Raw genomic sequence first — 25,951 nt, 5'->3', positions numbered from 1 at the left:
TCCTCCTTAGGCGTGAACCGCAAGTCCGTCGACTGCAAGTGCTGCTTCTCCGAATGCTTCTGACAAGGCCGGGTGTGGATGCACGAGCTGTCCGACTTCCCATGCCGTTGCATTGAGTACGAGCGCTAATCCACCTTCACTGATCAGTTCCGTTGCTTTTGGTCCGACGATGTGAACGCCGACAAGATCATCTGTCTTCGCATCGGAGACGAGCTTGATGAATCCTGCCGCCTCTCCTTCGATTCGCGCTTTCCCTAATCCGTTGAACGAGAAGCTTCCGACCTTAACGTCCATTCCGGCACGTTTCGCTTCGTCTTCCGTCAAACCGACCGATGCCGCTTCCGGTACGCTGTAGATACAACGTGGTACGAACGCATACTCAAGTGGTGTCGTCGTTCCGTTTACGATCGCCTCGACCGCTTTGACACCTTCTGCTGACGCGACGTGCGCCAGTTGTAAGCGACCGATGACATCCCCGATCGCATAGATATGTTGATCCTTCGTCCGGAAATGGTCATCTACTTGGATGAAGCCATTTTCGACGACGATATTCGTGTTTTCAATCCCAATGCCTTCGACGTTCGCTATTCGACCGATTGCGACAAGCAATTTATCCGCTTCAAGCGTCGTTTGTTCTCCGTTACGGTCGATCGCGATCGAGACACCGTCTTCTGACATCCGGAACGTGTCACTTTGTGCAGCTGCGCCGGTATGAATCTTGACGCCCCGCTTTTTCAATTGACGGGCGACTTCACGACTGACTGCCGCATCTTCCGTCGGTAAAATCCGGTCGCTGAATTCGACGACCGTTACTGCGACGTCAAAATCCGTCAACATCGATGCCCATTCGACACCGATGACGCCGCCACCGATGATGACGATCGACTTTGGCAAATCTGCCATATCGAGGGCATCATCCGAGCTGAGGACATACTCTGAATCAAAAGCAAGTCCGTTCAATGGACGTGGACGCGACCCTGTCGCGACGATCAATTGACGCGGAAGGATCAACTCGCCTTCGCCTTCTTCCGGCTCAACGCTGATTGTTCCCGGCATTGGTGAAAAGATACTTGGTCCAAGAATCGAACCCCGACCATGAAAGACTTCAATCTTTCCTTTTTTCATCAGATGCTGAATACCTGCCTCTAACCCATCTACGATCTCTTGTTTACGTTGTTTGACCTGTTCGAATCGTAAAAACGATTCCGGTACGTCCACGCCATATGTAGCAGCGTGTTTGACCGTCTGATAGACTGCTGCTGATTTTAAAAAGGCTTTAGATGGGATACAGCCACGATGTAAGCATGTCCCGCCTAATTTTCCTTGTTCCACGATTGCTACCGACTTCCCGGCTTGTGCCGCACGAATCGCGGCGACATATCCACCGGGTCCACCACCTAGGACAACGACGTCGAATTCTCTAGCCATGTTGGTTCGCCTCCATATTCCTTAACTTCTTCTTCCCCACGTAAGACACGCAACACTCCTTCTGCGAGCGCCTGCAACTCATCTTCACCAGGACTACGTACGACTTGACCGAGGTGGGCGATGCGTTCTTCGATCGCACGCGTCAATCGATCACTATAGGCAAGTCCGCCTGTTAGGATGATCGCGTCGATCTGACCGAACAAGACGGCACTTTGACCAGCGATCTCTTTTGCGATCCGGTACGCCATCGCGTCATATAACAACGCCGCTTTTTCGTCGCCTTCCTCAATCCGGTGCTCGATCTCGATCGCGTCAAACGTTCCCAAGTGCGCGACAAGTCCGCCTGACCCAACGACCAGACGCTTCATCTCTTCGAGTTTATACTTGGTACTATAACATAGTTCTACTAGTTGACCAACAGGTAGCGATCCGCTTCGTTCCGGCGAAAACGGTCCTTCTCCATCGAGTCCGTTGTTGACATCGATGACACGCCCCTCTTGGTGCGCACCGACCGTAATGCCGCCGCCCATGTGTGCGATGATCAGACGTAGTTCCTCATATGGACGTCCGATTTCCTTCGCGTACCGCTTCGCGACAGCTTTTTGATTCAAGGCATGGAAAATACTCTTTCGTTCAAGTTCAGGTAAGCCTGTAATTCGCGCAATCGGCTCAAGTTCGTCAACGACGACTGGATCAACGATGAACGATGGGATATCGAGTGTCCGAGCAATCTCATCCGCGAGGAGTCCACCGAGGTTCGAGGCATGGACGCCAAAAATACCGCTGAGTAAGTCTTCTCGCATTTCCTGGTTAACGGCGTACGTACCGCTAACGAGTGGTCGGAGTAGTCCTCCGCGTCCCACGACTGCAGTAAGCGCTTTCAAATCGATCTGTTCTTCAGCTAACACTTCGAGTAACACATGACGACGCATCTCCAGCTGCGCTGGAAGCGGTCCTCCGACCGCCTCCGCTGGATGGCGTAACGTCTTCGTGAACACCTGATTCGCCCCTTCGAAGATACCAATCTTCGTCGACGTCGAACCGGGATTGATCGTTAAAATACGTTCGCTCATGGATATCCTCCTCTGATCAGCCGCGTGATCCTAGAATGTTTTTATCACGACGCAGGAACTGGCTGCGGGCACTACGCATCGTCGCAATGCGCTCTTCTGCCATTTTCTCAGCCGCCCGGTATGTCGGTAAATGATCGCGTTTTGCGATTTCGAACACTTTCGTGACTGCATCGTAGACGAGTTCAACTTTTTTCATGGCACGATCACGGTTGTATCCGTCGAGTTCATCGGCAACGTTGATGACACCACCGGCATTGATGACGAAGTCTGGTACGTATAAGATATCGCGTTCTTCAAGCATGTCACCGTGACGGTCTTCTTTGAGTTGGTTATTTGCTGCACCAGCGATGATCTTGACTTTCAATTGTGAAATCGTCTCGTCGTTCAATGTCGCACCGAGGGCACATGGTGCAAAGATATCCGCTTCGACACTGTAGATGTCTTCTGGTGCGACGATCAAGGCACCGAATGCTTCTTCTGCACGTTGAAGTGCTTCTTGGTTGATGTCCGTGACGATCAGTTTCGCCCCTTCTTCATGTAAATGACGGCATAGATTGAAGGCAACGTTACCGACACCTTGGATCGCAATCGTTTTTCCACCAAGTGAATCTGTTCCGTACACTTCTTTTGCCGCTGCTTTCATTCCACGGTAGACACCGTATGCCGTAACCGGTGATGGGTTACCGCTTGATCCGAATGCTGGGCTGACACCAGTAACGAAATCTGTCTCCATGTGGATGTAATCCATGTCTGCAACCGTCGTATTGACATCTTCTGCTGTGATGTAACGACCGTTCAGTGACTGGACGTAACGTCCGAATGCCCGGAAGAGTGCTTCTGACTTTTGTGTCTTCGCATCGCCGATGATGACAGCTTTACCACCACCAAGGTTCAACCCAGCGGCTGCGTTCTTATACGTCATTCCTTTTGATAAACGGAGCGCATCAATCAATGCCTCTTCGTCTGATGCATAGTTCCACATGCGAAGTCCACCGAGTGCCGGTCCGAGTGTCGTGTCATGAATCGCAATGATTGCTTTTAGTCCTGATACTTTATCGTGGCAAAAAACGACTTGTTCGTAATCTTCCATCTCCATTGTTTCAAAGATGCTGAAGCGTGATTCTACGTTTGTTTCGACCATTTTAAGTTCCTCCTCAGATTGTTTGTTTTACTTTTTTCGTCTGTTGGGCATTTAATAGCGCAAAGGCTAGTGAGTACATTTTTGCTTCTGCTGTATCGGCACGGCTAGTCAAAACGACTGGCGCCCGCGCTCCGACGAGAATCGCCGCAACCGAGGCATGTGCGAAATACATGAGTGATTTGTAGATGACGTTTCCGACTTCAATTTGCGGAACGACGAGTAAATCCGCCTGACCTGCTACGTCTCCCGTTAGCCCTTTTTGCTGGGCAGCGACGAGATTTACGGCATTGTCGAGTGCGAGTGGTCCGTCTACAAGGCAATCCTTGATTTGACCACGTCGGTTCATTTGTGTTAGCAGAGCGGCATCAATCGTCGCCTGCATCGTTGGATTGACGACTTCGACAGCTGCTAAGACTGCGACTTTTGGTAAGCCGTATCCAAGCGCTCGTAAGGCGGAGACACCGTTTTCGATGATCTTCACTTTGTCTTCGAGTGTCGGTTGGATATGAATCGCTGCATCGGTTAATCCGATTGCTGATTCACGCCCCGGTACTTCAAACAACGCGACATGCGACAAGACATTCCCTGAACGCAGACCCGTTTCTTTGTTCAAGACAGCTTTCATGAACGTTGCTGTCGGAACAAGACCTTTCATCAAGACGCTCGCATCCCCTTTGCGAACGGCATGAGCGGCACGTTCTGCCGCTTCTTGCGATGTAGAAGTATGAGTGATCACGAACTGTGACTCTCGTAATGCTCGCTTTTGAATCATCTGCTGAATCCGTGTCGCATCCCCGAACAAATGAAAACGCGCTAAATCGTTCTCAATTGCTAATGCGACAGCATCCATCACTTCTTCGTCATCCGCAGCTGCAATCGCAACGACGGAATCTTCGAGTCGAGCTGCCTGCTCGACCATTTCACTGAATCTCACCGTATTCCCCCCTCACCTGTCATACATAAATAGTAATAGCAATTTTCGTGCCAATTCAAAAGAGACGGTAGGTTAAGCAAGAACGTCTTTAATTTTGCACGCTTTTGCATTTTTTGCAATATATTGCACGCAAAAATTTGCGCTTCACGAATAGATGTTAAATCGTTCCACTTTGTAATAAAGTGCCCGAAGAGAAATTCCTAGTTGTTTCGCCGCTTCTGTTTTGTTGCCATTAAAGGCAGTAAGCGCTTCCCGAATCAACCGTTCTTCGACGTGTGACATCTCGTCCGATAGATGCTTGATTTCCTTTTTCTGTCTCGTCGTGACTTTCGTTGTTTGTGGCACGACAAGCTGAAGATGACCTTTTCGCAAGACGGTTTCTGTTTTATCCGTAAAAATCAACGCGCGACCGATGACATTTTCAAGCTCGCGGACATTTCCTTTCCACGGTTGCTTCTTCATTGCTTCAAGTACATCATCTGAGATCCGTCCGACCGATCGTCCATAACTTTGATTCAATTTACGGAGTAAGTGCAAGGTCAATGGTGCGATATCATCCGGTCGCTCACGTAGTGCCGGTATGTGAATCGGTAAACGATTGATCCGGTAGTAGAGATCTTCTCGGAACTCATTCATGATGATCTTTTGCTCTAGATTCGCATTCGTCGCCGCGATAATCCGGACATCGACTGGAATCGCCTTCGTCCCACCGACGCGAACGACTTCATTTTCCTGTAACACCCGTAATAGTTTGGCCTGGACGTCGAGTGGTAGTTCGCCAATCTCATCTAAGAATAGCGAACCTCCATGTGCTTCTTCGAAATACCCCCGCTTCCCACCACGTCGCGCTCCTGAGAACGCGCCTTCCTCGTAGCCGAATAGTTCACTTTCGAGTAACGTCGGTGCGATTGCCGCACAGTTGACCCGGACGAATTGTTCATATTTACGTTCGCTCGCTGCATGGATCGCATGTGCAAACAGTTCCTTGCCGGTTCCGGATTCACCGCGAATCAAGACGTTGACGGGCATCGTTGCCGCAAGCTTTGCTTGATCGACGACGAAGCGCATCGCTTCACTCTCAGCGATGATATCGTCAAAAGTATATTTGGCTTCGAGCGTCCGGATTTTTTGTCGCGCTGCCTTCAATTCTTTGGCGAGTGCCTTCATTTCTGAAATATCCCGAATGACCCCAACGGAACCGCGGACTTGTCCATCGACGATGACGGGTGCCGCATTGACGATGATATCACGTTGATCTTGCCCGATCTTCATGCGAACATCCCGCACGTTCTCGCCCGTATTCAAGACTTTCAAATGAACGGATTCCTGCATTCCGATATCGGCACTTGCCGGTTTTCCGACAACGTCTCGCTCCGTGAAACCAGTCATACGCGTATATGCTGGATTGATCAGCATCGTCTGTCCGTCTTGATCGGCGACGGAAATCGCCTCGCTCGTACAATGAATGATTGCTTCGAGCATTTTCTCTTTTTCAGTCAATCGCTCAAGCAACACTCTGACGAATTCACCCGGTAAGACCGCTGCTCCCGGAAAATCATGAATCAATTGCTCAAGTACGCCAGTTTCTCCTGTAGCGTCAATGATGAAATCGACATCAGCTCCTTCAAAAGCTGACCAATTCGTTTCGATCCGAATGTCCGCACGCCGTGCAAGCGCCACCCCAGGCGCCTCCATGTTTGGATCGACGAGACCGATGACCGTTAATAATGGTGAACGTTGAAACGCATGCAGGACTTCTGTTCCCCCTTGACCAGCCCCGACGACGAGTAGATGATGCATATGAATTCCCCCTTTGAAACTGCTTACATTTCTATCGTACTCGGAATAAAATAGGGAAGCAAACCCGATTCGCAGAACGATCGATTTTTTGATACAATACGCTTGGAAAGGAGTGGCGTCCTATGCGTATCATTGGTTTGCTCTCATTATTAATCCCCGGCATCATCGGCGCGATTGGTATTAAGCTCATGCGTGATAGTGTTTTTCTAATTGCGCAAGTGCCGTTTAAATACTTAGGCGATGCGGCTTGCGTATATGTACTGCAAGGTCTCGTTGGTTTAGTTCTTGCGATGGGTGGCATTGGATTTGTCGCAGGATATGTCTTTTATCGCGATCGAAAACGTGGAAAAGTCTCCGACCGCTATCAAAAAAAATGAACACAGAAAAAGGTCCCCATCTCTTGAACTCATTTCAAGCGCGGGACCTTTTACTCGTATAAAATTGGTTTCACTTACGGATGAACTCCTCTCATAGTTAGAACTATTCGTGTACTCCAAAACCTTAGGTGTTCCTCTTAATGAAGAGGTAGAAAGAAATCAGATCTGGCTATCGGGCTAACGATAGAATGGTGTTTCAGTTCCATCATCTGACTGTACTCGGGACCTAGGTGGAGCGTAATGTCATCCGCTTGAAGCAGTCAAACATTCGGTTGCTAACAATCACTGCTAGACAACACTCCTTTTCACGAACTGTACTTTTCATTTTAGACGATCCGTTACCTTCCACTTTTCCCTAGCTTCGAAATCATGGAAGCTCCCATTCATTCGAGATTTCCCATCTAGAATGAACAAGATACCTTGGTACGACTTCTACCAAGAGAATGTCGTCCGGCATTCTTGAGCCATTTACAGTTGGCGTTCTGAGATGATGTTCATCAACAGGATTTCCGGAGTCCTTGTCGACTCGACGTTCATCTGACGTCTTGCCAAATCATTTGGTACTTTTATTATAACAAACATTTCAGTTTATGCAATATTTATTTGCAAGCGCTTTTATATATTTTTAGCTTTACGGTATGCTATAAGCAGAACGTAATCGAAAGGAGCTCTTTCATGCGAAAAATCATCGTTTTCGAACATCTATCGTTAGACGGTGTCGTTCAAGCACCGAGCGGAAAGAATGAGGACATGAGCAATGACTTCGAACAGGGGGGATGGACTGCTCCATTTCAGCATCCTGAGATCGGTCAGGTCATCCGTGGATGGATGCAAGAGGATTGCGCCCTGTTACTCGGTCACGCGACTTACGAGCAATGGTCGAGTTACTGGCCACTCCATGCAGATATCTGGCCAGTTGCCGATCGTGCCATGAAGTATGTTGCTACGCGACATACACCACCTATTCGTTGGCAGCCGACGACATATTTGAATCAACCGACTTCAGAACTAACACGCTTGAAACAACAAGACGGACCACCGCTTCACGTCTGGGGTAGTAGTCAACTTGTTCATACGCTTTATCAAGCTGATCTGATCGATGAACTTCGATTGATCCACTATCCGGTCATCGTTGGTTCTGGTAAACGTCTATTTCCCGACAATGGAATGACGCCTCTTACTTGGAACGTCACGAAACGACACACGTTTGATAACGGTGTGTTGATCGCTTACTATGAACGGGATCGGAACTAAAAACACACCGTCTAACCATCAGACGGTGTGTTTCCTTTAACCAGATTGTTCTTGATTCATATGACTCGAAACATACGAGATGAATTCTGAGTTCTTCGGACTTTTCTCTTGTTCGATCCGACCATTGAAGAGCTCGTGCTGTTGCATCCCTTCGTTCCAAGCGGACTTGATGGCGTGACGCATCGCTCGTTCAACGCGAGATGCCGTCGTTTGATGTTTTTTCGCAATCGTCGGATAGAGTTCCTTTGTGATCAATCCAAGTAAATCTTCCCGTTCAAGCACCATTAAGACAGCGTCCTTTAAATACGTGAAGCCTTTGATATGCGGAGCAATCCCCACTTCTCGCAGTGTCGTACCGACTCTTAAGTCAATCGTTTCGACGATCGGTGCTTGTCCTTGATGCGTCACGAGACGAATTTTTTGAACGAGCTGATCCATGCTGAACGGTTTAAGTAAGAAGTACGATGCTCCGAGAGTGACCGCCTGTTGTGAGACCTCATCCTTACCGAAAGCACTTAACATGATGACAGCAGGATTCTTCTTTTTCTTCATCAGCTCCTCGAGAACACCAAGCCCATCTAAATGAGGCATGATGATGTCGAGAAGCAATACATCCACTTCATGTTCTTTCATACGTTCGAGACAACTCTCGCCATTGTAGGCGACGCAAACGACTTCCATGTCTTCTTGCGCAGAGATATGCTGGCGAATCAGTTCGACCATTTCGCGATTATCATCTGCTATCCCGACTTTAATCAATCCTTACACCCCATTTTTAAGCGATTCTTTCATCGTCTTCGCCTGATCCATCAATTCCTCGGCATGGCGTAACGTCAAATCCGTCATATGCGCACCGGAAATCATCCGTCCTAGTTCGTTTCCTCGATCTGACTGAGACAAGACGTTGACCTGTGTCGTCGTACGATCCGTCTCCTCGATTTTCCGAATATAGAGATGTTGATCGGCCATCGAAGCGACTTGCGGTAAGTGCGTAATACAAAGCACTTGTCCGTCTACCGATAATCGGTAGATTTTTTCAGCCATCGCTTGTGCGACACGACCCGATACTCCTGTATCGACTTCATCGAAAATGATCGAAGCAACTCCGACCGAGCGCGAGAAGATTGACTTCAGTCCGAGCATGATACGAGATAACTCCCCGCCCGATGCAACTTTTCCGAGCGACTTGAATGGCTCTCCCGCATTCGTCATGATGAAGAACTCCACTTGGTCGATCCCGTTCTTGCGTAGCATCGGTGTCTTCCCGTCTTGAAGAAAACGAATTTCAAACCGCGCTTTTTCCATGTAGAGCTCACGTAACTCCAGATGAATCGCTTCGCTTAATTGAACGGCCGCTTTTCGACGCTGTTGCGACAGACGCCCACCTATCTCAAACAATTCGCCTTCGAGCTGTTCGACTTCGGCTTTTAAGCGCTCAATCCGTTCATCTCGATTCGTCATCGTATCAAGTTCAACTCGAATTTTTTCCCCATACGCAATGACTTCCTCGATCGTCGCCCCGTATTTTCGTTTAAGTTGTTGAAAGACGGATAAACGTTGTTCGATCTCATCGAGTCGATTGGAATCAAACTCAAGTGTTTCAAGTTGATCTCGAATCGCATACCCGACTTCTTCGAGTCCATAAAAAGCGCTTGCGATCGCGTCACTCTGCTGCGAAAACTGTTCGTCGATGCTTGATGCTTGTTGTAGTTCACGCATCGCGTCTCCGACAGAGTCGATGCCGCGCATCTCATCATGCAAAGCATCGTACGCTGTCTTTAACGACGCATATAGCTTCTCGAAATTCGCGAGACGATTTCGTTCGACGAGCAACTCGTCTTCCTCATGTGCTCGAAGTTTTGCGCCTTCAATCTCTTCCGTCTGGAACGATAGTAAATCAATCCGTTGAGCGAGTTCTTGCTCACTTTGCGCGAGCGATTGCAGCGCCATCCGTTTTTCTTCATACGCTTGATAACCGGATTGATAGGCTTGAAGGAGCGGTGCAATCGTCTCTTGCGCGAAGTCATCGAGAATCGCTTGATGATACGTACTGTCCATTAAATGCTGATGTTCATGTTGCCCGTGCATGTCGACGAGGACACGTCCGAACTCCCGTAAGATCGTCAATGTGACCAGCTTATTGTTGACGCGACAGACACTTTTCCCGGTCGCGAACAGATCACGTCGTAAGATGATCAATCCATCTTCGATATCGATACCATACTCTTCTGCGAGATCATAGACGAGATGGTCGTCTTCAATCAGAAACAATCCTTCTAGCTCCGCTCGATCTTCCCCGTATCGAACGAATTCCGCGGATCCACGTCCACCAATCAATAATCCGATTGCGTCGAGAACGATCGATTTACCGGCACCTGTTTCCCCAGTCAAGACGGTCATTCCTTTTTTAAAGTCGATCTGTAGCTCGTCAATGATCGCAAATTGTTTGATCGATAATTCAGCTAGCATCCTGTCAACTCCTTACAGCATTTCTAAAATTCGTTCCGTCACTTCTTTCGCTTGTTCCTCACTTCGTGCGATCAATAGGATCGTATCGTCCCCACACACCGTGCCAAGCAGTTCGTTCCAGCTCAAATGGTCCAGTAAGACAGCGACTGCATTCGCATTTCCCGGCAGGACATGCATGACAATCAGATTTTGAGCAGAATCAATCGAGATGAAGCTGTCCCCGAGCAGACGCCGCAATTTCCCGAGTGGGTTGAAGCGTTGGTCGGCAGGTAAGCTGTATTTATAACGACCATCATTCAACGGGACCTTAACGAGGTGAAGTTCCTTGATATCTCGTGATACCGTTGCCTGTGTCACCTTATATCCTGCATTCCGTAATTCCTCTACCAATTCATCTTGGGTTTCTACTTCCGACTGGGTGATGATCTCCCGAATCTTAATCAACCGTTGCCCCTTTGTCATCCCTGCACCTCACAGTATTCTTCGATGTTACTATTGTAATCCAATAAATCATTAAAAGTCCACGTTTGCCATTTTATTATACGGTTTTCGTCGCTCCGAACAACAAAGAAGACGGACCCATGAACCGGATCCGTCCTCGTTTTCATCTGTTCGTTTAAAGACTAGCATGTGCTTGCTTGACTGTCTCCGTTGCATGGACAGATGGATCAAGTCCTGGTTGACCAAGGCGCGCATGCAATAAGAACTCGATGTTCCCCTCTCCACCAGTAATCGGCGAATAGTCGAGCTGTTTCACATAGAATCCTTGTTGAATGAAAAATTCGACCATCTCCTCGAGGACACGGACATGAATCCGTTCATCCCGCACGATGCCTTTTTTACCGATATCATCACGCCCCGCTTCGAATTGCGGCTTGACGAGCGCCATGACATCTCCTCCTTCGACGAGGATCGTCTTCAGCGGCGGAAGCATCAACCGTAACGAGATGAATGAGACATCGATCGTCGCAAACTGCGGCGCAACAGGGAACATGTTTGGTGTCGCATGCCGGAAGTTCGTTTTCTCCATCACCGTCACACGGTCATCCGAGCGAAGCTTCCAGTCCAGCTGATTGGAACCGACATCGAGCGCATACATATGTGCTGCTCCATTTTGTAAGGAGCAGTCGGTAAAGCCACCCGTTGACGATCCAATATCGAGACCTGTTTTACCCGTGACATCGAAATCGAATACTTGAAGTGCCTTTTCCATCTTAAAGCCTCCACGACCGACATAAGGCATCAACTGACCTTTGACGTGCAGATCGATGTCCGATTTGACCTTCTCACCGGCCTTCTCTAATCGTTCCGTACCACTAAAGACCAGTCCAGCCATGATCGATCGCTTCGCTTTTTCACGCGTTTCAAACAAACCGCGCTCGACGAGAAGAACGTCGAGGCGGATTTTTTTTACATTTTCCATGAATCGTCACACACTCTGTTTCTTTCCTTGATTGACGAAAGCGCGTACTTCTTCTGCGATTTGTCCAGGTAATAATCCGATTTCTTCCAGTAATTCGTTCACACCGCCATGCTCGATATACCAATCTGGAATACCAAAGCGTTTGACGCGTGGGAATGCTTCCTGCTCGTTCGCATGCTCAAGGACAGCTGATCCGAATCCACCTTTTAAGACGGCTTCTTCGAGCGTCACGAGTGGAATGCCTTCTGCGTAAAGGGCATTCAGCATCTTCTCATCAAGCGGTTTGATCGTCCGGGCATTGATGACACGAACCGACAGTTCGTCTGCTAGGAGATCCGCGATTTTGAGCGCATCTTGTACTTGTGGTCCAAACGCAAGGATCGCGACGTCCGTTCCTTCACGTTCGACTTCCCATGTATCAAGCGAAATTTCATGCAGTGTCTCGTCCATTGGTACACCGATACCTTCTCCACGTGGGAAACGAACGGCGATTGGTCCTTCATATTTGACGGCCGAATAGAGCAAGTGTTGCAGTTCGTTCTCATCCTTCGCCATGACGATCCGGATGTTCGGTACGTGACGCATGAAGGCAATATCGAAAACGCCTTGGTGTGTTTCACCATCTGCGCCAACGAGACCTGATCGGTCAATCGTAAACGTCACATCTAGATTTTGACGCGCCACGTCGTGAACGAGCTGATCGTATGCACGTTGGAAGAAGGTCGAGTAGATCGATACGACAGGTTTCATGCCTTGCGTCGCTTGACCAGCTGCGAACGTCACAGCATGTTGTTCTGCAATCCCGACGTCAAACATCCGCTCTGGGAATTCTTTTTCAAAACAATCGAGTTTTGAACCAACGCTCATTGCTGGCGTGATCAACGTCAGCTTTTCATCCTCGCGTGCCATCTTCGTCAAAGTATCCGCTACCGTAAAGGAGTAACTAGGTGCTTTTGATTTCCCTTTGATGACTTCGCCAGACTCCATCTTATATGGTCCAAGACCATGCCACGTGCCGACGCCATCGAACTCTGCCGGACGATAGCCTTTCCCTTTTTTCGTGATGACATGAAGTAGGACAGGACCTTCTTCTTTTTTCACGTAATTGAGCTGTTCGATCAAATCATCAAGATCGTGCCCATCGACCGGACCGTAATAGTTGAAGCCGAGCTCTTCGAAGAACATGCCAGGAACAAGTGCGCCTTTAACGGCTTCCTTCAACTTCTCGCTTCCTTTTTCAAGGCATCCGCCAATGACCGGAATCTTTTTGATCAACGTTTCAAGCTCGTCTTGGGCAAAACGCACTTTACGTGACGAACGAATTCTTCCAAGCATTTGATGCATCGCCCCAACGTTTGGTGCAATCGACATCTCGTTATCGTTCAAGATGACGATGACGTTTTGTTGTTCTGCTCCAATATGATTCAATGCTTCGAGTGCCATCCCACCTGTCAACGCACCATCACCGATGATTGCGACTGCACGATCACTCTTACCGCTCAGTTCATTCGAGACAGCAATCCCCATTGCTGCTGACAAGGACGTCGAGCTGTGTCCTGTCTCCCAGACGTCATGCACACTCTCATTGCGTTTCGGGAACCCACAGAGTCCTTTGTGCTGACGGAGCGTATCAAACTGGCTCGCTCGTCCTGTCAAAATCTTATGCACGTATGCTTGGTGCCCGACATCCCAGACGAACTTGTCATTCGGACTGTCGAATTCACGATGCAACGCAAGCGTCAACTCGACGACACCGAGGTTCGGTGCCAAGTGTCCACCTGTCGTCGCTAATTCTTCAATCAAAAAGCGTCGAATATCGCCTGCGAGCACTTCGAGTTCGGAGACCGACATACGCTTTAAAAATGACGGATCCTGTATTTCTGTCAATTTCATACCTTACCGCCTCTTTTCCTTACAATCTTATAGGGTTTGTACCCTACATTGTACTAGAACAATCTATCGAGCGCCATTGTCAGCATAGAAAAAGACGACGCAGATGCGTCGTCCTGCTTAATGGTCGCGCTTGACCACGAAGTCGAGCAGTTCCTTAAGTGTCGTCGCTTCGACTGATAATGCATCAATCGCTTGTTCCGCTGCTTCCACCTGAGCTGTCAGTGCGCGTTTCGCTCCTTCAAGACCCAGTAATTTTGGATACGTTGCTTTTTCGTTCCCTTCGTCGCTACCAACCGGTTTGCCGATTTTTTCAGCATCTCCCGTCACGTCCAAGATGTCATCTTGGATTTGGAATGCGATTCCGAGATGGCGACCGTATTGCTTCAAGTGCTCAAGATCCGTCGAGCTGACCGAGGCAAGCAAACCACCTGCTTCGACTGCAAAGACGAGGAGTGCTCCTGTTTTCCGACGGTGAATCGACTCAAGCTCCGCTACGTCATTGATGCCGCCACGCTCACCGAGCATATCGTCGAGCTGACCACCGACCATACCCGTAGCACCAGCCGCTGCTGCTAACCGTTCGACAAGTGCAAGCTTCACTTCTGACGAAGCTGGTGTCTCAAGAAGACAGCTGAAGGCGTTCGTGAGCAAGGCATCTCCTGCTAAAATCGCTGTCGCTTCATCAAAAGCGATATGATTCGTCGGACGCCCTCGACGCAAATCATCATCGTCCATTGCGGGAAGATCATCGTGAATCAGTGAGTATGTATGAATCATCTCAAGTGCCGCAGCAGTCGCGTCACCTTTTGAACGATCGATGGAAAAAGCATCGAGTACCGCATAAATCAAGGCTGGGCGAATTCGTTTCCCACCCGCATCGAGTGAATACCGCATCGAATCGCGTAAACGATCCGGTGCGTCGAGTCGCTCCATGAACTCTTCCATTTTGTTTTCGACTTGTGTCTTCCACTCATTCAAAGCAATCATTGCGCTCCTCCTTTTTCCCGGAGCGTACCATCTTGCTCCAGGATTTGATCGAGTTTTTTCTCAGCAACGGATAACTTCCCTTGGCAAAGAGCCGTCAGTTTGACGCCTTCTTCATATAGAGCCATCGCCTGTTCAAGAGGAGCTTCGCCCTCTTCGAGTAACGTGACGATTTCTTCTAATCGTTCCAGTGCTTCTTCAAAAGATTGTTCCGTCTCCATTCTTACTCCCCATCCTCTCGTTTAGCACGAATCGTTCCATCATGGAATCGGATATCGAACGAAGACGCTGTCAATTCCTTCGCGGAACGGACGATTTGTCCATCCTGTTCGACATACGTATAGCCGCGCATCAGAACATGCGTCGGACTGACGGAGTCGAGTCGCGCGAGCACATGACGCACCTGTTGTTGCTTCGATTGTAAAAGTCGACGAACGATTTCGAGTCGACGTCGTGATTGTTCAATCGTCGCCCGTTGTTGCGCGAAGCGATCCCGCATCGGCACACGCATTAAGCGTGTGTCAAGACGCTCCACCTGTTGCTGGTGTTGCGCTACTACTTGCTTGATCTCCTTTTGGAGTGACATCTCTGCTCGGTCCAATTGTTCCTGCTTCAGTCCGAGTAGGACGCGTGGTGATTTCAGACCGTAGCTCGCAGCAAGCCGTGTCACTTGCTCCTGCTTACTTTTGAGGAGTTGTGCATACGTTCGTTCTAAACGACGCTCCACATCCTGCACCCGTCGAGATAGTGCCTCTGCTTCCGGAGTGACGAGTTCCGCCGCTGCCGTTGGTGTAGCAGCACGAACGTCGGCAACGAAATCACTGATTGTAAAATCCGTTTCGTGACCGACAGCAGAGACGATCGGAATGCGTGATTCAAATACGGCTGTCACGACAGACATCTCATTGAATGCCCACAGCTCCTCGATCGAACCACCACCACGACCAATGATCAACACATCACAGGCAGCATGCTCATTCATCAGCTGAATGGCACGGCTGATTTGTGGTGCCGCATCCGCTCCTTGTACAAGGACCGGGGCGAAGACGATGGCCGCTTGCGGATAACGGCGCCGGAGTGTCGTTGCGATATCATGAAGCGCTGCTCCTTTTGGCGACGTAATGATCCCGATGCGTTCCGGAAAAGCTGGCAACGGCTGTTTGATTGCCGGATCAAACCAGCCACGCTCTTCTAAATCTACCTTCAAGCGTGAGAACGCCTCATACAGCGCTCCTACACCGTCTTCCGTCATCCGTTCGACATAGAGTTGCATCTCTCCAGAAGAGACGTAAACGGATAAGCGTGCCGTAACGACAACACGCATCCCATCGCGAACGTCTGCTTTGACGCGACTGGCATCCCGGGCAAACATGACGGCTTTCATCCGTGATTGCTCATCCTTCAACGTAAAATAAAGGTGACCGGAAGAGTGTCGTTTAAAGTTCGACACTTCTCCCACCACCTGGACTTGTTGCAGAAGGGCGTCGCCTTCTAGTTCACGTTTGACATAGTGGACTAAATCGGAAACGTGAAGAGGTTCGCTCATCGCGCAGCCTCGATCGTGTTATGCAGTAGCATCGTGATCGTCATCGGACCAACGCCACCTGGAACAGGTGTGATCATCGATGCAACATCTTGTACCGTATCAAACTCGACATCACCGACGAGTTTGCCATCAACACGGTTGACACCAACATCAATGACGACAGCATCCGGTTTCACCATATCCGCAGTAATCAGCTTCGGTACGCCGACTGCGACGATCAAGATATCCGCTTGACGCGTCATCGCACCGAGGTCTTTCGTTTTTGAATGACAATAGGAAACGGTAGCCGATTCATTCAAGAACAACATACCAACAGGTTTACCGACGATTTGGCTACGACCGACGACAACGACGTGTTGACCGGCAATCGGTACGTTCATCTCTTTGACGAGATGAAGAATGCCGTTTGGCGTACACGGTAAAAATGTCGGTTCACCAATCATCATTTTCCCGACAGAGACAGGATGAAAACCATCGACGTCCTTTTCAGGAGAAATCGCAAAAATGACTTTGCTCTCATCAATATGGTCAGGCAACGGCAATTGGACGAGAATCCCATGGACACTCGCATCAACATTCAGACGTTCGATCAAGTGAAGAAGCTCTGATTCCGTTGTTTCTGCCGGAAGTCGGATCAACTCCGAATTCATGCCGATTTCCTTCGCCGCCTTTTCTTTACCACGTACATAAGACTGACTAGCAGGATCTTCGCCAATCAGGATGACAGTCAATTGCGGTTGAATCCGCTGTTCTTTCAGACGTGCGACTTCTTCTTTCAGCTTCATACGATATGAATGGGCTACCTGTTTTCCATCGATTACTACTGCCATGATTTGTCCACTCCCCCAAAAAGTTCGATTCACTCTTCTGTCTGTTTGTCTCTATTCGGTTTTACAGGTTTATGAATTTTCTTTGACGACGCCTTGTGCGACTTTACCAAGAACACCGTTGACGATTTTCGTCGCTTCTTCATCTGCGAACGCTTTCGTCAATTCAATCGCTTCGTTGATCGTCACTCGAACAGGAATGTTCGTTTCGAACAATAATTCGTAGACGGCTAAGCGAAGAATCGTCCGCTCAATGTTTCCGAGTCGTTCGAATGACCAGTTAACGAGTGCTTCACGAATGTGCTGATCAATCGTTGCTTTGTTCGTTTCGACGCCATTCACCAATTGCTCGACGAATGTGTCATATTCCTTACCTTCTACCGCGAATTCAATGGCCTCTTGTGCAGTCAGATCCGAAAGCTCCATTTGGAACAAAGATTGGACTGCGAGTTCGCGTGCCATGTGTCGTTTCATCATGATTTTGCGTGCTCCTTTTTTTGTCGTTCTCAATCAGTTAGTTTAGCACATTCCTCTTTTAAAAAACATAGAGAACGCCAAAAAAAGACGGGAGTTCGTCGCACAAACTCCCGTCCTGATTCAGTTAACGATCGTACCTTTTAGCTCACGCTCTGCGAATTTCGTCGTGAACGTACCACGTCGGAATACCGGGTGACTAAGAACACGTTCATGGAACGGGATCGTCGTTTTGACACCTTCAATCCAAAATTCAGCCAGTGCACGTTCCATCTTCGCACATGCTTCTTCCCGTGTTTCCGCATGGACGATCAACTTCGCGACCATCGAGTCATAGTATGGTGGAATCATGTACCCTGGATAGACCGCACTATCGATACGCACACCCATTCCGCCTGGTGTCACGTATTGTGTGACGCGTCCAGCAGACGGACGGAAATCATGGTCTGGATCCTCGGCATTGATTCGGCACTCGATCGAATGACCGTGGAACTTGATATCTTTTTGTTTGACGGCAAGCGGATGATCAAGCGCCACTTGCAGTTGTGCTTGAACGAGGTCGAATCCAGTGATCATCTCCGTTACCGGGTGTTCGACTTGAATGCGCGTGTTCATCTCCATGAAGAAGAATTCTTCCGTCTCTTCGACGAAGATGAATTCGATCGTCCCTGCTCCTGTATACTGAATCGCTTTTGCGGCTTTTACGGCAGCCTCGCCCATCTTCAATCGTGTCGCTTCACTGACCGCAGGTGATGGCGCTTCCTCGATCAGTTTCTGCATCCGGCGCTGGACGGTACAATCCCGTTCACCAAGGTGAATGACATTCCCGTGACGGTCAGCGAGGACCTGTACCTCGACATGGCGGAATTCTTCGATGAAGCGTTCTAAATAGACATCGCCGTTTCCGAAAGCTTGTTTTGCTTCACGGCGTGTCTCACTTAGCCCGTTGATCAGCTCTTCTTCCGAACGAGCGACCCGAATCCCTTTACCTCCACCACCGGCTGTTGCTTTGATGATGACCGGATAACCAATTTCTTGCGCCAGTGCGACCGCTTCTTCGTCCGTGACCGTTCCATCTGAACCAGGCACGACGGGCACGCCACACTCGATCATCGTCTTCTTCGCAACGTCCTTGATCCCCATCTGACGGATCGCATCCGACGTCGGACCAACGAACTTGATCCCGCACGCTTCACACATCTCAGCAAAATCAACGTTCTCGGCTAGGAAACCGTAACCCGGGTGGATCATCGTTACTTGACGGTTCGTTGCGATTGCGAGGATATTCGTAACGTTTAAGTAGGATGAAGCAGAACTCGCCTCACCGATGCAGTACGCCTCATCAGCTAAACGAACGTGTAAGGCTTCCTTATCTGCCGTCGAGTAGACAGCAACGGTCTGTATTCCAAGTTCCTTTGCCGCTCGAATGATGCGGACGGCGATTTCTCCACGGTTGGCAATCAATAATTTTTCCATGCTGTTCACCCCCGTTTACGGACGGATCCGGAAGAGTGGTTGACCAAATTCAACGAGATCTCCATCGGCGACAAGAATCTCGACGATCGTTCCAGATACTTCCGAGTTTAAGTTATTGAAGAGCTTCATTGCTTCAAGGACACAAACGATCTGACCTACTTCAATCTGATCACCGACTTTGACGTATGCCGGTTTATCCGGATTCGGACGCGAATAGAACGTTCCGACCATCAAGGCATTGATCGTGATCGTATCATCGGCAGTCGCCTCTTCCTCGACTGGAGCCGCTGCTTGCTTCGCTGGAGCAGGAGCCGCTACTGGAGCAGCAGGTGCTTGGTGCGAGACCGTCACTGTTTCTCCTTGTTTCTTCAACTTCAATTTATACGTATCCGTCTCGAGTGAGAGTTCATTTACACTCGACTGATCGAGCATTTCGAGTACTTGTTTCAACTGATCGATTTTCATCTGTCATTCTTCCCCCATCTATGCTGTATTCACAATTATTATACCAGGTGCTAATGCCTACTCAAATACTTATATTAACTGGTCATACCATTGGATGCAAGTCAAGCTGGATGAAAAAAAGACGTCTCTCGACCTGATAGAAGGTGAGAGACGTCTTGTCGTTTCAATATTATCCGTTGTAACGACCTGTGAAATCACCTGTACGTGTATCAACCGTTACTTTTTCGCCTGCTTCGATGAAGAGTGGTACTTGAATGATGTGACCCGTCTCCACTGTCGCGTTTTTCTTGACGTTCGAAGCTGTATCACCCTTAACGCCAGGCTCTGCTTCGACGATCGTCATGACGACTGTGTTCGGTAATTCAAGACCGAGGATTTCGCCGTTGTAAACCGCGATTTGAACTTCCATGTTTTCAAGCAAGTATGGAAGAGCTGCTTCGACTTGTGCCGTCGTCAATTCCAATTGCTCATACGATTCTGTGTCCATGAAGACATAAGTCTCACCCATTGGGTAAAGGTATTGCATCTTGTTACGCTCGATGTGTGCACGCTCGACACGCTCACCACCACGGAATGTCATCTCTTGGATGTTTCCGTTACGGATGTTACGCATTTTCGTCCGAACGAAAGCTGCCCCTTTACCTGGTTTAACATGTTGGAATTCAAGTACTTGCCAAATCATACCGTCTGAAGTTTTAATCGTTAATCCTGTTTTTAAATCGTTTACTGATACCATAAATGGTTCCTCCTAAAATGTCCCGTCACTCTGAATTAGAGAGTGATCAGTTCTTTTGGTGAAGACGAAAGAATTTCTCGACCTGTTTCCGTAATCAAGACGTCATCTTCAATCCGGCATCCGCCAACTTGCGGCACGTAGATACCTGGTTCGACCGTAACGATCATGCCCGGTTCAAGTTTCGTCTCAGAGCGGAACGACAAGCCAGGTCCTTCATGTACTTCTAGACCAATACCGTGTCCCGTCGAGTGACCGAAGTACTCACCGTAACCTGCTTCTTTAATGATATCACGTGTCAACGCGTCCGCTTCGATTCCAGTGATACCTGGTTTTAAGCCATCGACACCCGCTAGTTGCGCTTGTAAGACTGTATCGTAGATCTTCTGCAATTCGGCATTGATCGGACCGACTGCGACAGTCCGTGTGATATCTGAAACATAACCGTTCAAGAGCGCTCCGAAATCAAGCGTCACGAGCTCACCCGTCGCAATGACTTTCGAGCTAGCAACACCGTGCGGCAAGGCAGAACGATGGCCTGACGCCACGATCGTATCGAAAGAAGAAGACGTCGCTCCATGCTTGCGCATGAAGAATTCTAGTTCGTTTGATACTTCAAGTTCTGTTCGTCCTGGTTGAATATACGTCAAGATGTGTTGGAAGGTCGCGTCTGCGAGCTCCACCGCTTCCTTAATCATCTTAATCTCTGACGAATCCTTAATCAAGCGTAGGTTTTCAATGATTCCTGTCGTCGGAACAAGCTCGATTGCCGAAGCTTGATCGTACGCTTCAAAAGCACCGAGTGTCATCGCATCCTTTTCGACACCAACCGCGCGAACACGCGCTCCTGCCATCAATTCGCCCATCGTCTCTGGAATCGACCGTTCGATTTGGACGATCTCCATTCCTTTAACTTGGTCTGCCGCTTGCTCCGTGTAACGGAAATCCGTCACGAAGTACGCTTGCTCTTCTGTTACGAGACATGCACCACTTGAACCCGTGAAGCCGGAAATGTAACGAATGTTCTCTGCTTTCGTGACGAGTAATCCTGGAAGGTCCCGTTCCTTTAAAGCTGCTTGTAACGCCTCGATCCGTTGTTTCATGATTGATTTCCCCCTTGTTCCGATTGTTGTAAAGCTTGAAGTGCTTCCGTTGCCAGACGATATCCCGTCATGCCAAGTCCAGCAATGACGCCTTGACAGACGGATGCGATCATCGAATGATGACGGAAGGATTCACGTGCATGGACATTCGATAGATGGACCTCGATGACGGGTGCTTCGATCGCAGCGATCGCGTCACGTAACGCGATACTCGTATGCGTATAGGCAGCCGCATTGAAGACGATGCCGTCCGCTCCCCGTTCCTCGTGAAGAACATCAATCAGTCGTCCTTCATGATTCGATTGTTCAAACCGAAACTGAATGTTCGGAAAATAAGCGCGAAGGTCGTGTTCTAAGTCGGCTAATGTCGCCGTTCCATATGTATCCGGTTCGCGTGTTCCGAGTAAATTCAAGTTTGGTCCGTTTAATATCAAGACACGCAAAAAAAAACACCTCCTAGAATTCCTTTTCATTGTATCATAACCCGATTTCCGACTCCTAAAGATTACCTCGTTTTGACGAGTCGAACATAGTTTTTTTAGCGTAAATCAAGTACACTGACGATACACCTAATTTTAATGAAGACGGGATGCGTTCAATTATGAAAACGACTAATCCGCCAGTCGGTGGTCAAGCCATCGTCGAAGGCGTCATGTTCCAAAATGCGACCCATGCAGTCTCCGCGATTCGTCGAAATGATGATTCGATCGAGACGTTTGCCCAGCAAAAACCGGTTCGACCACGAATCGCCAAAGGAAAACGAATTCCACTTTTGCGTGGTCTCTTTGCTTTGATGGAGTCCTCAGCGAATGGCGCAAGTCATATGAACTTCGCAAGTGATCGCTACGGTGTCAAACCGGGTGAAGAAGAACCGGAAGAGACGACTGCCAGTCCTTTGACGAAATGGCTCGGCGTAGCTGTCGTCGGGATCCTATCATTTTTTTTCGGTAAATTACTCTTTACGTTACTACCTGCTTTCCTTGCATCGCTATTCGATGTATTTCCAGCCTTGTCTGGACATGTCATTCAAAACGTCATTGAAGCAACAATTAAATTAACGCTTTTGTTCAGTTATCTCTACGTGATTTCGTTGACCCCGCTTGTCAAACGACTTTTCCAATATCATGGTGCTGAGCATAAAGTCATTAATTGCGTCGAGTCAGGACGTCCACTTACGGTCGAGAACGTTCGCGTCAGCAGTCGGCTTCATTACCGGTGCGGCTCGAGTTTCTTGATCTTCACCGTCATCGTCGGATTTTTCGTCTATCTGATCGTGCCAACGGATCCGCTTTGGTTGCGTCTCGTCTGCCGAATCGCTTTATTACCGGTCGTCATCGGTCTCTCGTTTGAAGTGTTACAGCTGACGAATAAAGCACAGCACATTAAAGGACTTCGCGTCATCGCCTTGCCTGGCCTATGGTTGCAGTACTTGACGACGAAGGAACCGGATGATTCACAGATCGAGGTTGCGATTTATGCGTTTGAAGCATTAGAAAAACAGGAACATAACCTACATGAGAATGCACTGGGTTAATCGATAACAGGGGTGATATTATGATCAGACAACGCATTGGTTCTACATTTGCACTCGTCGTGTTACTGTTCGCTTTTGTCGGCTTCGGATATAAACTCGTCAACAATCCAAGTAGTCTGTTTTCACAATTGCTGTTCTTCGGGATTACCGCCGGGATTATCTTCTTACTCTTTAAGTTCCTGACTCGTAATCGAAGCGTCGGAAATGGTGCGAACGCTCAGTACCGAAAATCCGTCGCTCAATCAAAAAAAATGCACGGCTCTTCGAATTCTGTTCGCCGGACAGACTTTAAGAAAAAACCGGTCAAGTCTTCAAAAGCGCCGGCATCGAATAAAGTCAGACCGTTGCGGGATCGTTCAAAAGCGCCTCACCTGACAGTCATCGAAGGAAAAAAAGGTAAAAAGAAAAAACGTGCTTTCTAAATTTCAAAAGTACATTAAAAAGGAGATTCGTCACGCGACGAATCTCCTTTTTTCGTGTTCAATCCGTTTCGACCCAACCGATATACGGTAAATTGCGGTATTCCTCAGCACAATCGATTCCGTACCCAACAACGAAGTAATCCGGAATCTCAAAACCGACATAGTCTGCGTCGAGTTCTACTTCACGACGTGCCGGTTTATCAAGCAATGTACACACCTTTAGAACTCCAGGTTGATGCAACTTCATGTGATCACATAAGAAATGGAGCGTTCGTCCTGTGTCGATAATATCTTCGATGACGACGACATATTTCCCTTGCACATCGAGATCGAGATCTTTCTTCAACTGGACACGCCCTGAAGAGACGGTCTTTGTTCCGTAAGAAGAGCACGCGACTGTATCAATTTGAACGCTTCCTTTGATTTCGCGCATCAAATCCGCAGCAAAGACCATCGACCCTTTCAACACGACGACAAGAACGATTTGACGTCCGGCAGCATCTGCTTCAATCTGTTGTGCTAATTCACGGACTTTTTCTTTTAGTTGTGACTCAGACACTAACTTTTCTTTAATCGTAATTTCCATGACCAGGTGCGAACACCCGTCACCCCCTTCGTCCATTTTCAGGCTCAGTATAACATAACACCTTTTAAATGCGCACTTTATCATTAAATTGTAATGGAATGTTCGTGTTTAAGATGATCTCTTAGAAAAAAAGTATAAAAAAACAAGCCTCAATCCTCTGGATGGGCTTGTTGATAGCGATGCAGTTCCTCTTTCAAACCAGGACGTTCTGCGAAGAACTGAATCATTCCGTTGATCTTATCCAATGCTTCGATACTAATATGATGTTCGATTCCTTCGACATCCTTATAGATCAGTTCTTCATCCACACCAACGAGACGAAGAAAATCTTCAAGTAAGGCGTGTCGTTCCACGAGACGCTTTCCGATTTTGCGTCCTTTAGGCGTCAGCATGAGACCCCGATACTTTTCATAAACGAGATACGTCTCCCGGTCGAGCTTTTGAACCATCTTCGTTACCGAGGACGGGTGAACTCCTAACGACTCCGCTATATCCGATACGCGGGCATACCCCTTATCTTCAATCAGTTTATAAATTTGTTCCAAATAATCTTCCATACTCGGAGTTGGCACGACATCACCTTCCCATTTCATTCATTAGCGTTTCCAGTTCCACTCATCACTACGGTATTTCTCGGCAAGACGTTCAATCTCCTGCCACTGCTCGCTAGTGAACGTTAATGGAACGAACGACAAATCAAGCGCCTCTTCGAAGCCTTTCGTGAACGCTTCTCGTACCTCGTCAAATGCGACTGCGCGACCTGCTAGCTCATTCAAAGCGACAGCTTTTCCTGAAAAACGCGCTTTCATCCGTTCGCGCGTCGACTCATCATCATACAAGAAACAATCAAACAATTCACCTTCATCGACAGAGAGTGGGACCGAACCGTGCTGCAGAACAACGCCTTGATGGCGAACTTGTGCACTTCCGGCGACTTTCCGTTTTCCAACAGCGAGTTCATAATACGACGCTGCATCAAAACAAACGGCTGATTTCGGCTTCCGTAATTCTTCCTTTTCCTCTTCCGTCAACGGAACGGAAAATTCGACCGGAATGCCGAGGTGATGGTATCCTTTGCGAATTCCTTCCGTCAACATCCGATAACTTTCGATGACCGTGCGTGGTAAACCTTCTGTATCTTCTGGGATGACGACACTGTATGTCAACTCGTCTGCGTGCAAGACAGCGCGCCCTCCTGTCATCCGACGCACGATCGGAATCCCGAGCTCCGCGATCCGCTTTCGATCGATATCACGGGTTGCCCGTTGAAAATGACCAACGCTTAATCCACGTGGTTCCCATGAGTAAAAACGCAGCGTCGGTGCGATTTCACCACGCCCGACGAACTGAATCAATGCTTCATCAATTGCCATGTTCATTGCCGGCTCCATTGCCGGCGTCGTCAACACTTGCCACTCTCTGTTCACTTGAGCACCCCCAAAACGTTTCCGTCTTAGTGTATCAAACCCATTCTCGGTCGCGCAATCACGAGTCGATTGCCGAAATCGATTTCGTTGACTATAATGAAACAGAGGTTAAACGAACGAAGGGGTTGGAAGTCGAATATGGAAACTGGAACTATCATTACGATCGTATTATGGGTCGCGCTGATCGCCTACATCGCTTGGCGTTTCATGCCGGTCAAAGGCATCACGAAATTGTCGCAAGAAGAATTCCGTGCGAACTACCGTAAAGCACAAATCGTCGATGTTCGCGAGACACAGGAATTCAAAGGTGGACACATCGTCGGTGCCCGTAACATCCCGGTCAGCCAAATGAAGATGCGCTCGAAGGAATTACGAAAAGACATGCCGATTTATTTGTATTGTCAAGGTAGCATGCGTTCTTCACAGGCTGCAAAAGTCTTGAAAAAAGCTGGTTATACGAATCTTTATCAGTTAAAAGGCGGATTCAAGCAGTGGTCAGGAAAAATCAAACGGAGCTAATGCTTCGTTCATCGCAAAAAGAGGATCTCTCCTTCGTCGGAGAGGTCCTCTTTTTTATGAAGT

The 25,951-nt window shown here is 48.5% G+C and carries 28 protein-coding genes; 5 read left to right on the top strand and 23 right to left on the bottom strand.

From position 1 onward, the window contains the following. Positions 1-6 precede the first annotated feature (6 nt). The 5 genes from lpdA to B4C70_RS09135 form a co-directional block, all read right to left on the bottom strand. Positions 7-1,428, bottom strand: coding sequence for a dihydrolipoyl dehydrogenase (gene lpdA, locus B4C70_RS09155; protein ID WP_290778652.1), 1,422 nt, complete (start codon positions 1,426-1,428; stop codon positions 7-9). After that, a complete protein-coding gene (gene buk, locus B4C70_RS09150) occupies positions 1,398-2,501 on the bottom strand; it encodes a butyrate kinase (protein WP_290778649.1) in 1,104 nt (367 codons plus the stop codon). The genes lpdA and buk overlap by 31 nt, the downstream gene beginning before the upstream one ends. 16 nt (positions 2,502-2,517) lie before the next feature. After that, positions 2,518-3,642, bottom strand: coding sequence for a Leu/Phe/Val dehydrogenase (locus B4C70_RS09145; protein ID WP_290778646.1), 1,125 nt, complete (start codon positions 3,640-3,642; stop codon positions 2,518-2,520). 13 nt (positions 3,643-3,655) lie between these two features. Beyond that, the gene (gene yqiS / locus B4C70_RS09140; protein WP_041255026.1) at positions 3,656-4,576 is read right to left on the bottom strand and encodes a phosphate butyryltransferase; all 921 of its coding nucleotides are present in this window, start codon (positions 4,574-4,576) and stop codon (positions 3,656-3,658) included. Between the two features lie 144 nt (positions 4,577-4,720). After that, a complete protein-coding gene (locus B4C70_RS09135; RefSeq protein ID WP_058704307.1) occupies positions 4,721-6,376 on the bottom strand; it encodes a sigma 54-interacting transcriptional regulator in 1,656 nt (551 codons plus the stop codon). Between the two features lie 122 nt (positions 6,377-6,498). Between B4C70_RS09135 and B4C70_RS09130 the strand changes: the two genes are divergently transcribed. Continuing rightward, positions 6,499-6,753 carry a DUF2627 family protein gene (locus tag B4C70_RS09130; protein WP_290778641.1) on the top strand — a complete coding sequence of 85 codons (255 nt, stop codon included), beginning with the start codon at positions 6,499-6,501 and terminating at the stop codon, positions 6,751-6,753. Between the two features lie 675 nt (positions 6,754-7,428). Next, on the top strand, positions 7,429-8,007 hold the full coding sequence (locus B4C70_RS09125) for a dihydrofolate reductase family protein (RefSeq protein ID WP_290778638.1): 579 nt from the start codon (positions 7,429-7,431) through the stop codon (positions 8,005-8,007). 36 nt (positions 8,008-8,043) lie between these two features. On the opposite strand, the gene spo0A is transcribed toward B4C70_RS09125, so the two are convergent. The 15 genes from spo0A to aroQ form a co-directional block, all read right to left on the bottom strand. Next, entirely contained in the window at positions 8,044-8,766 is a 723-nt protein-coding gene (spo0A, locus tag B4C70_RS09120) for a sporulation transcription factor Spo0A (protein WP_074668437.1), read from the bottom strand. A gap of 3 nt (positions 8,767-8,769) precedes the next feature. Next, entirely contained in the window at positions 8,770-10,476 is a 1,707-nt protein-coding gene (gene recN / locus B4C70_RS09115) for a DNA repair protein RecN (RefSeq protein WP_064300282.1), read from the bottom strand. A 12-nt stretch (positions 10,477-10,488) separates the two neighbouring features. Next, positions 10,489-10,938 (bottom strand): transcriptional regulator AhrC/ArgR, encoded by a 450-nt coding sequence (gene ahrC / locus B4C70_RS09110; protein ID WP_023467586.1) that lies wholly within the window; start codon positions 10,936-10,938, stop codon positions 10,489-10,491. Positions 10,939-11,092: 154 nt separating this feature from the next. Further along, on the bottom strand, positions 11,093-11,899 hold the full coding sequence (locus B4C70_RS09105; RefSeq protein ID WP_290778633.1) for a TlyA family RNA methyltransferase: 807 nt from the start codon (positions 11,897-11,899) through the stop codon (positions 11,093-11,095). Positions 11,900-11,905: 6 nt separating this feature from the next. Then, positions 11,906-13,792: a 1-deoxy-D-xylulose-5-phosphate synthase gene (gene dxs, locus B4C70_RS09100; RefSeq protein WP_290778630.1), complete on the bottom strand. Its 1,887-nt coding sequence runs from the start codon at positions 13,790-13,792 to the stop codon at positions 11,906-11,908. 117 nt (positions 13,793-13,909) lie between these two features. Beyond that, positions 13,910-14,779, bottom strand: coding sequence for a polyprenyl synthetase family protein (locus B4C70_RS09095; protein WP_064300285.1), 870 nt, complete (start codon positions 14,777-14,779; stop codon positions 13,910-13,912). Beyond that, positions 14,776-14,997 carry an exodeoxyribonuclease VII small subunit gene (gene xseB / locus B4C70_RS09090; protein WP_023467583.1) on the bottom strand — a complete coding sequence of 74 codons (222 nt, stop codon included), beginning with the start codon at positions 14,995-14,997 and terminating at the stop codon, positions 14,776-14,778. Before xseB ends, B4C70_RS09095 begins: the two co-directional genes overlap by 4 nt. A 2-nt stretch (positions 14,998-14,999) precedes the next feature. Beyond that, the gene (gene xseA / locus B4C70_RS09085) at positions 15,000-16,322 is read right to left on the bottom strand and encodes an exodeoxyribonuclease VII large subunit (RefSeq protein ID WP_290778627.1); all 1,323 of its coding nucleotides are present in this window, start codon (positions 16,320-16,322) and stop codon (positions 15,000-15,002) included. Then, positions 16,319-17,152, bottom strand: coding sequence for a bifunctional methylenetetrahydrofolate dehydrogenase/methenyltetrahydrofolate cyclohydrolase FolD (folD, locus tag B4C70_RS09080; RefSeq protein WP_290778624.1), 834 nt, complete (start codon positions 17,150-17,152; stop codon positions 16,319-16,321). The genes xseA and folD overlap by 4 nt, the downstream gene beginning before the upstream one ends. 69 nt (positions 17,153-17,221) lie before the next feature. Further along, positions 17,222-17,626 carry a transcription antitermination factor NusB gene (gene nusB / locus B4C70_RS09075; protein WP_023467580.1) on the bottom strand — a complete coding sequence of 135 codons (405 nt, stop codon included), beginning with the start codon at positions 17,624-17,626 and terminating at the stop codon, positions 17,222-17,224. A 120-nt stretch (positions 17,627-17,746) separates the two neighbouring features. Then, entirely contained in the window at positions 17,747-19,099 is a 1,353-nt protein-coding gene (gene accC, locus B4C70_RS09070) for an acetyl-CoA carboxylase biotin carboxylase subunit (RefSeq protein WP_035409099.1), read from the bottom strand. A gap of 15 nt (positions 19,100-19,114) precedes the next feature. Continuing rightward, entirely contained in the window at positions 19,115-19,564 is a 450-nt protein-coding gene (accB, locus tag B4C70_RS09065) for an acetyl-CoA carboxylase biotin carboxyl carrier protein (protein ID WP_290778621.1), read from the bottom strand. A gap of 169 nt (positions 19,565-19,733) precedes the next feature. Continuing rightward, a complete protein-coding gene (gene efp, locus B4C70_RS09060) occupies positions 19,734-20,300 on the bottom strand; it encodes an elongation factor P (protein ID WP_023467577.1) in 567 nt (188 codons plus the stop codon). A gap of 35 nt (positions 20,301-20,335) precedes the next feature. Further along, entirely contained in the window at positions 20,336-21,400 is a 1,065-nt protein-coding gene (locus B4C70_RS09055) for a M24 family metallopeptidase (protein WP_029341091.1), read from the bottom strand. Beyond that, positions 21,397-21,873 carry a type II 3-dehydroquinate dehydratase gene (aroQ, locus tag B4C70_RS09050; RefSeq protein ID WP_290778618.1) on the bottom strand — a complete coding sequence of 159 codons (477 nt, stop codon included), beginning with the start codon at positions 21,871-21,873 and terminating at the stop codon, positions 21,397-21,399. Before aroQ ends, B4C70_RS09055 begins: the two co-directional genes overlap by 4 nt. Positions 21,874-22,001: 128 nt before the next feature. Here aroQ and B4C70_RS09045 point away from each other — a divergent pair, with 128 nt between their 5' ends. Both B4C70_RS09045 and B4C70_RS09040 read left to right on the top strand, forming a co-directional pair. Continuing rightward, positions 22,002-22,934, top strand: a complete 933-nt coding sequence (locus B4C70_RS09045; protein WP_290778615.1) for a DUF1385 domain-containing protein — start codon at positions 22,002-22,004, stop codon at positions 22,932-22,934. Positions 22,935-22,954: 20 nt separating this feature from the next. Beyond that, complete coding sequence (locus B4C70_RS09040) at positions 22,955-23,356, top strand: SA1362 family protein (RefSeq protein WP_069940386.1); 402 nt, start codon at positions 22,955-22,957, stop codon at positions 23,354-23,356. A gap of 58 nt (positions 23,357-23,414) precedes the next feature. On the opposite strand, the gene hpt is transcribed toward B4C70_RS09040, so the two are convergent. From hpt to B4C70_RS09025, 3 genes are all read right to left on the bottom strand, one after another. Further along, the gene (gene hpt / locus B4C70_RS09035) at positions 23,415-23,942 is read right to left on the bottom strand and encodes a hypoxanthine phosphoribosyltransferase (protein WP_029341088.1); all 528 of its coding nucleotides are present in this window, start codon (positions 23,940-23,942) and stop codon (positions 23,415-23,417) included. A gap of 149 nt (positions 23,943-24,091) precedes the next feature. Continuing rightward, on the bottom strand, positions 24,092-24,514 hold the full coding sequence (gene mntR / locus B4C70_RS09030; protein ID WP_035398709.1) for a transcriptional regulator MntR: 423 nt from the start codon (positions 24,512-24,514) through the stop codon (positions 24,092-24,094). Between the two features lie 24 nt (positions 24,515-24,538). After that, positions 24,539-25,369 carry a lipoate--protein ligase family protein gene (locus tag B4C70_RS09025; RefSeq protein WP_074668436.1) on the bottom strand — a complete coding sequence of 277 codons (831 nt, stop codon included), beginning with the start codon at positions 25,367-25,369 and terminating at the stop codon, positions 24,539-24,541. 138 nt (positions 25,370-25,507) lie between these two features. Between B4C70_RS09025 and B4C70_RS09020 the strand changes: the two genes are divergently transcribed. Next, positions 25,508-25,888, top strand: coding sequence for a rhodanese-like domain-containing protein (locus B4C70_RS09020; protein WP_023467569.1), 381 nt, complete (start codon positions 25,508-25,510; stop codon positions 25,886-25,888). The last annotated feature ends 63 nt before the right edge of the window (positions 25,889-25,951 follow it).

Source organism: Exiguobacterium sp. UBA5002 (genome assembly GCF_002396765.1).
Taxonomy (GTDB): domain Bacteria; phylum Bacillota; class Bacilli; order Exiguobacteriales; family Exiguobacteriaceae; genus Exiguobacterium_A.
Note: the sequence above shows the minus strand (reverse complement) of the source record. Positions and strands in the feature narration are given on the sequence as shown.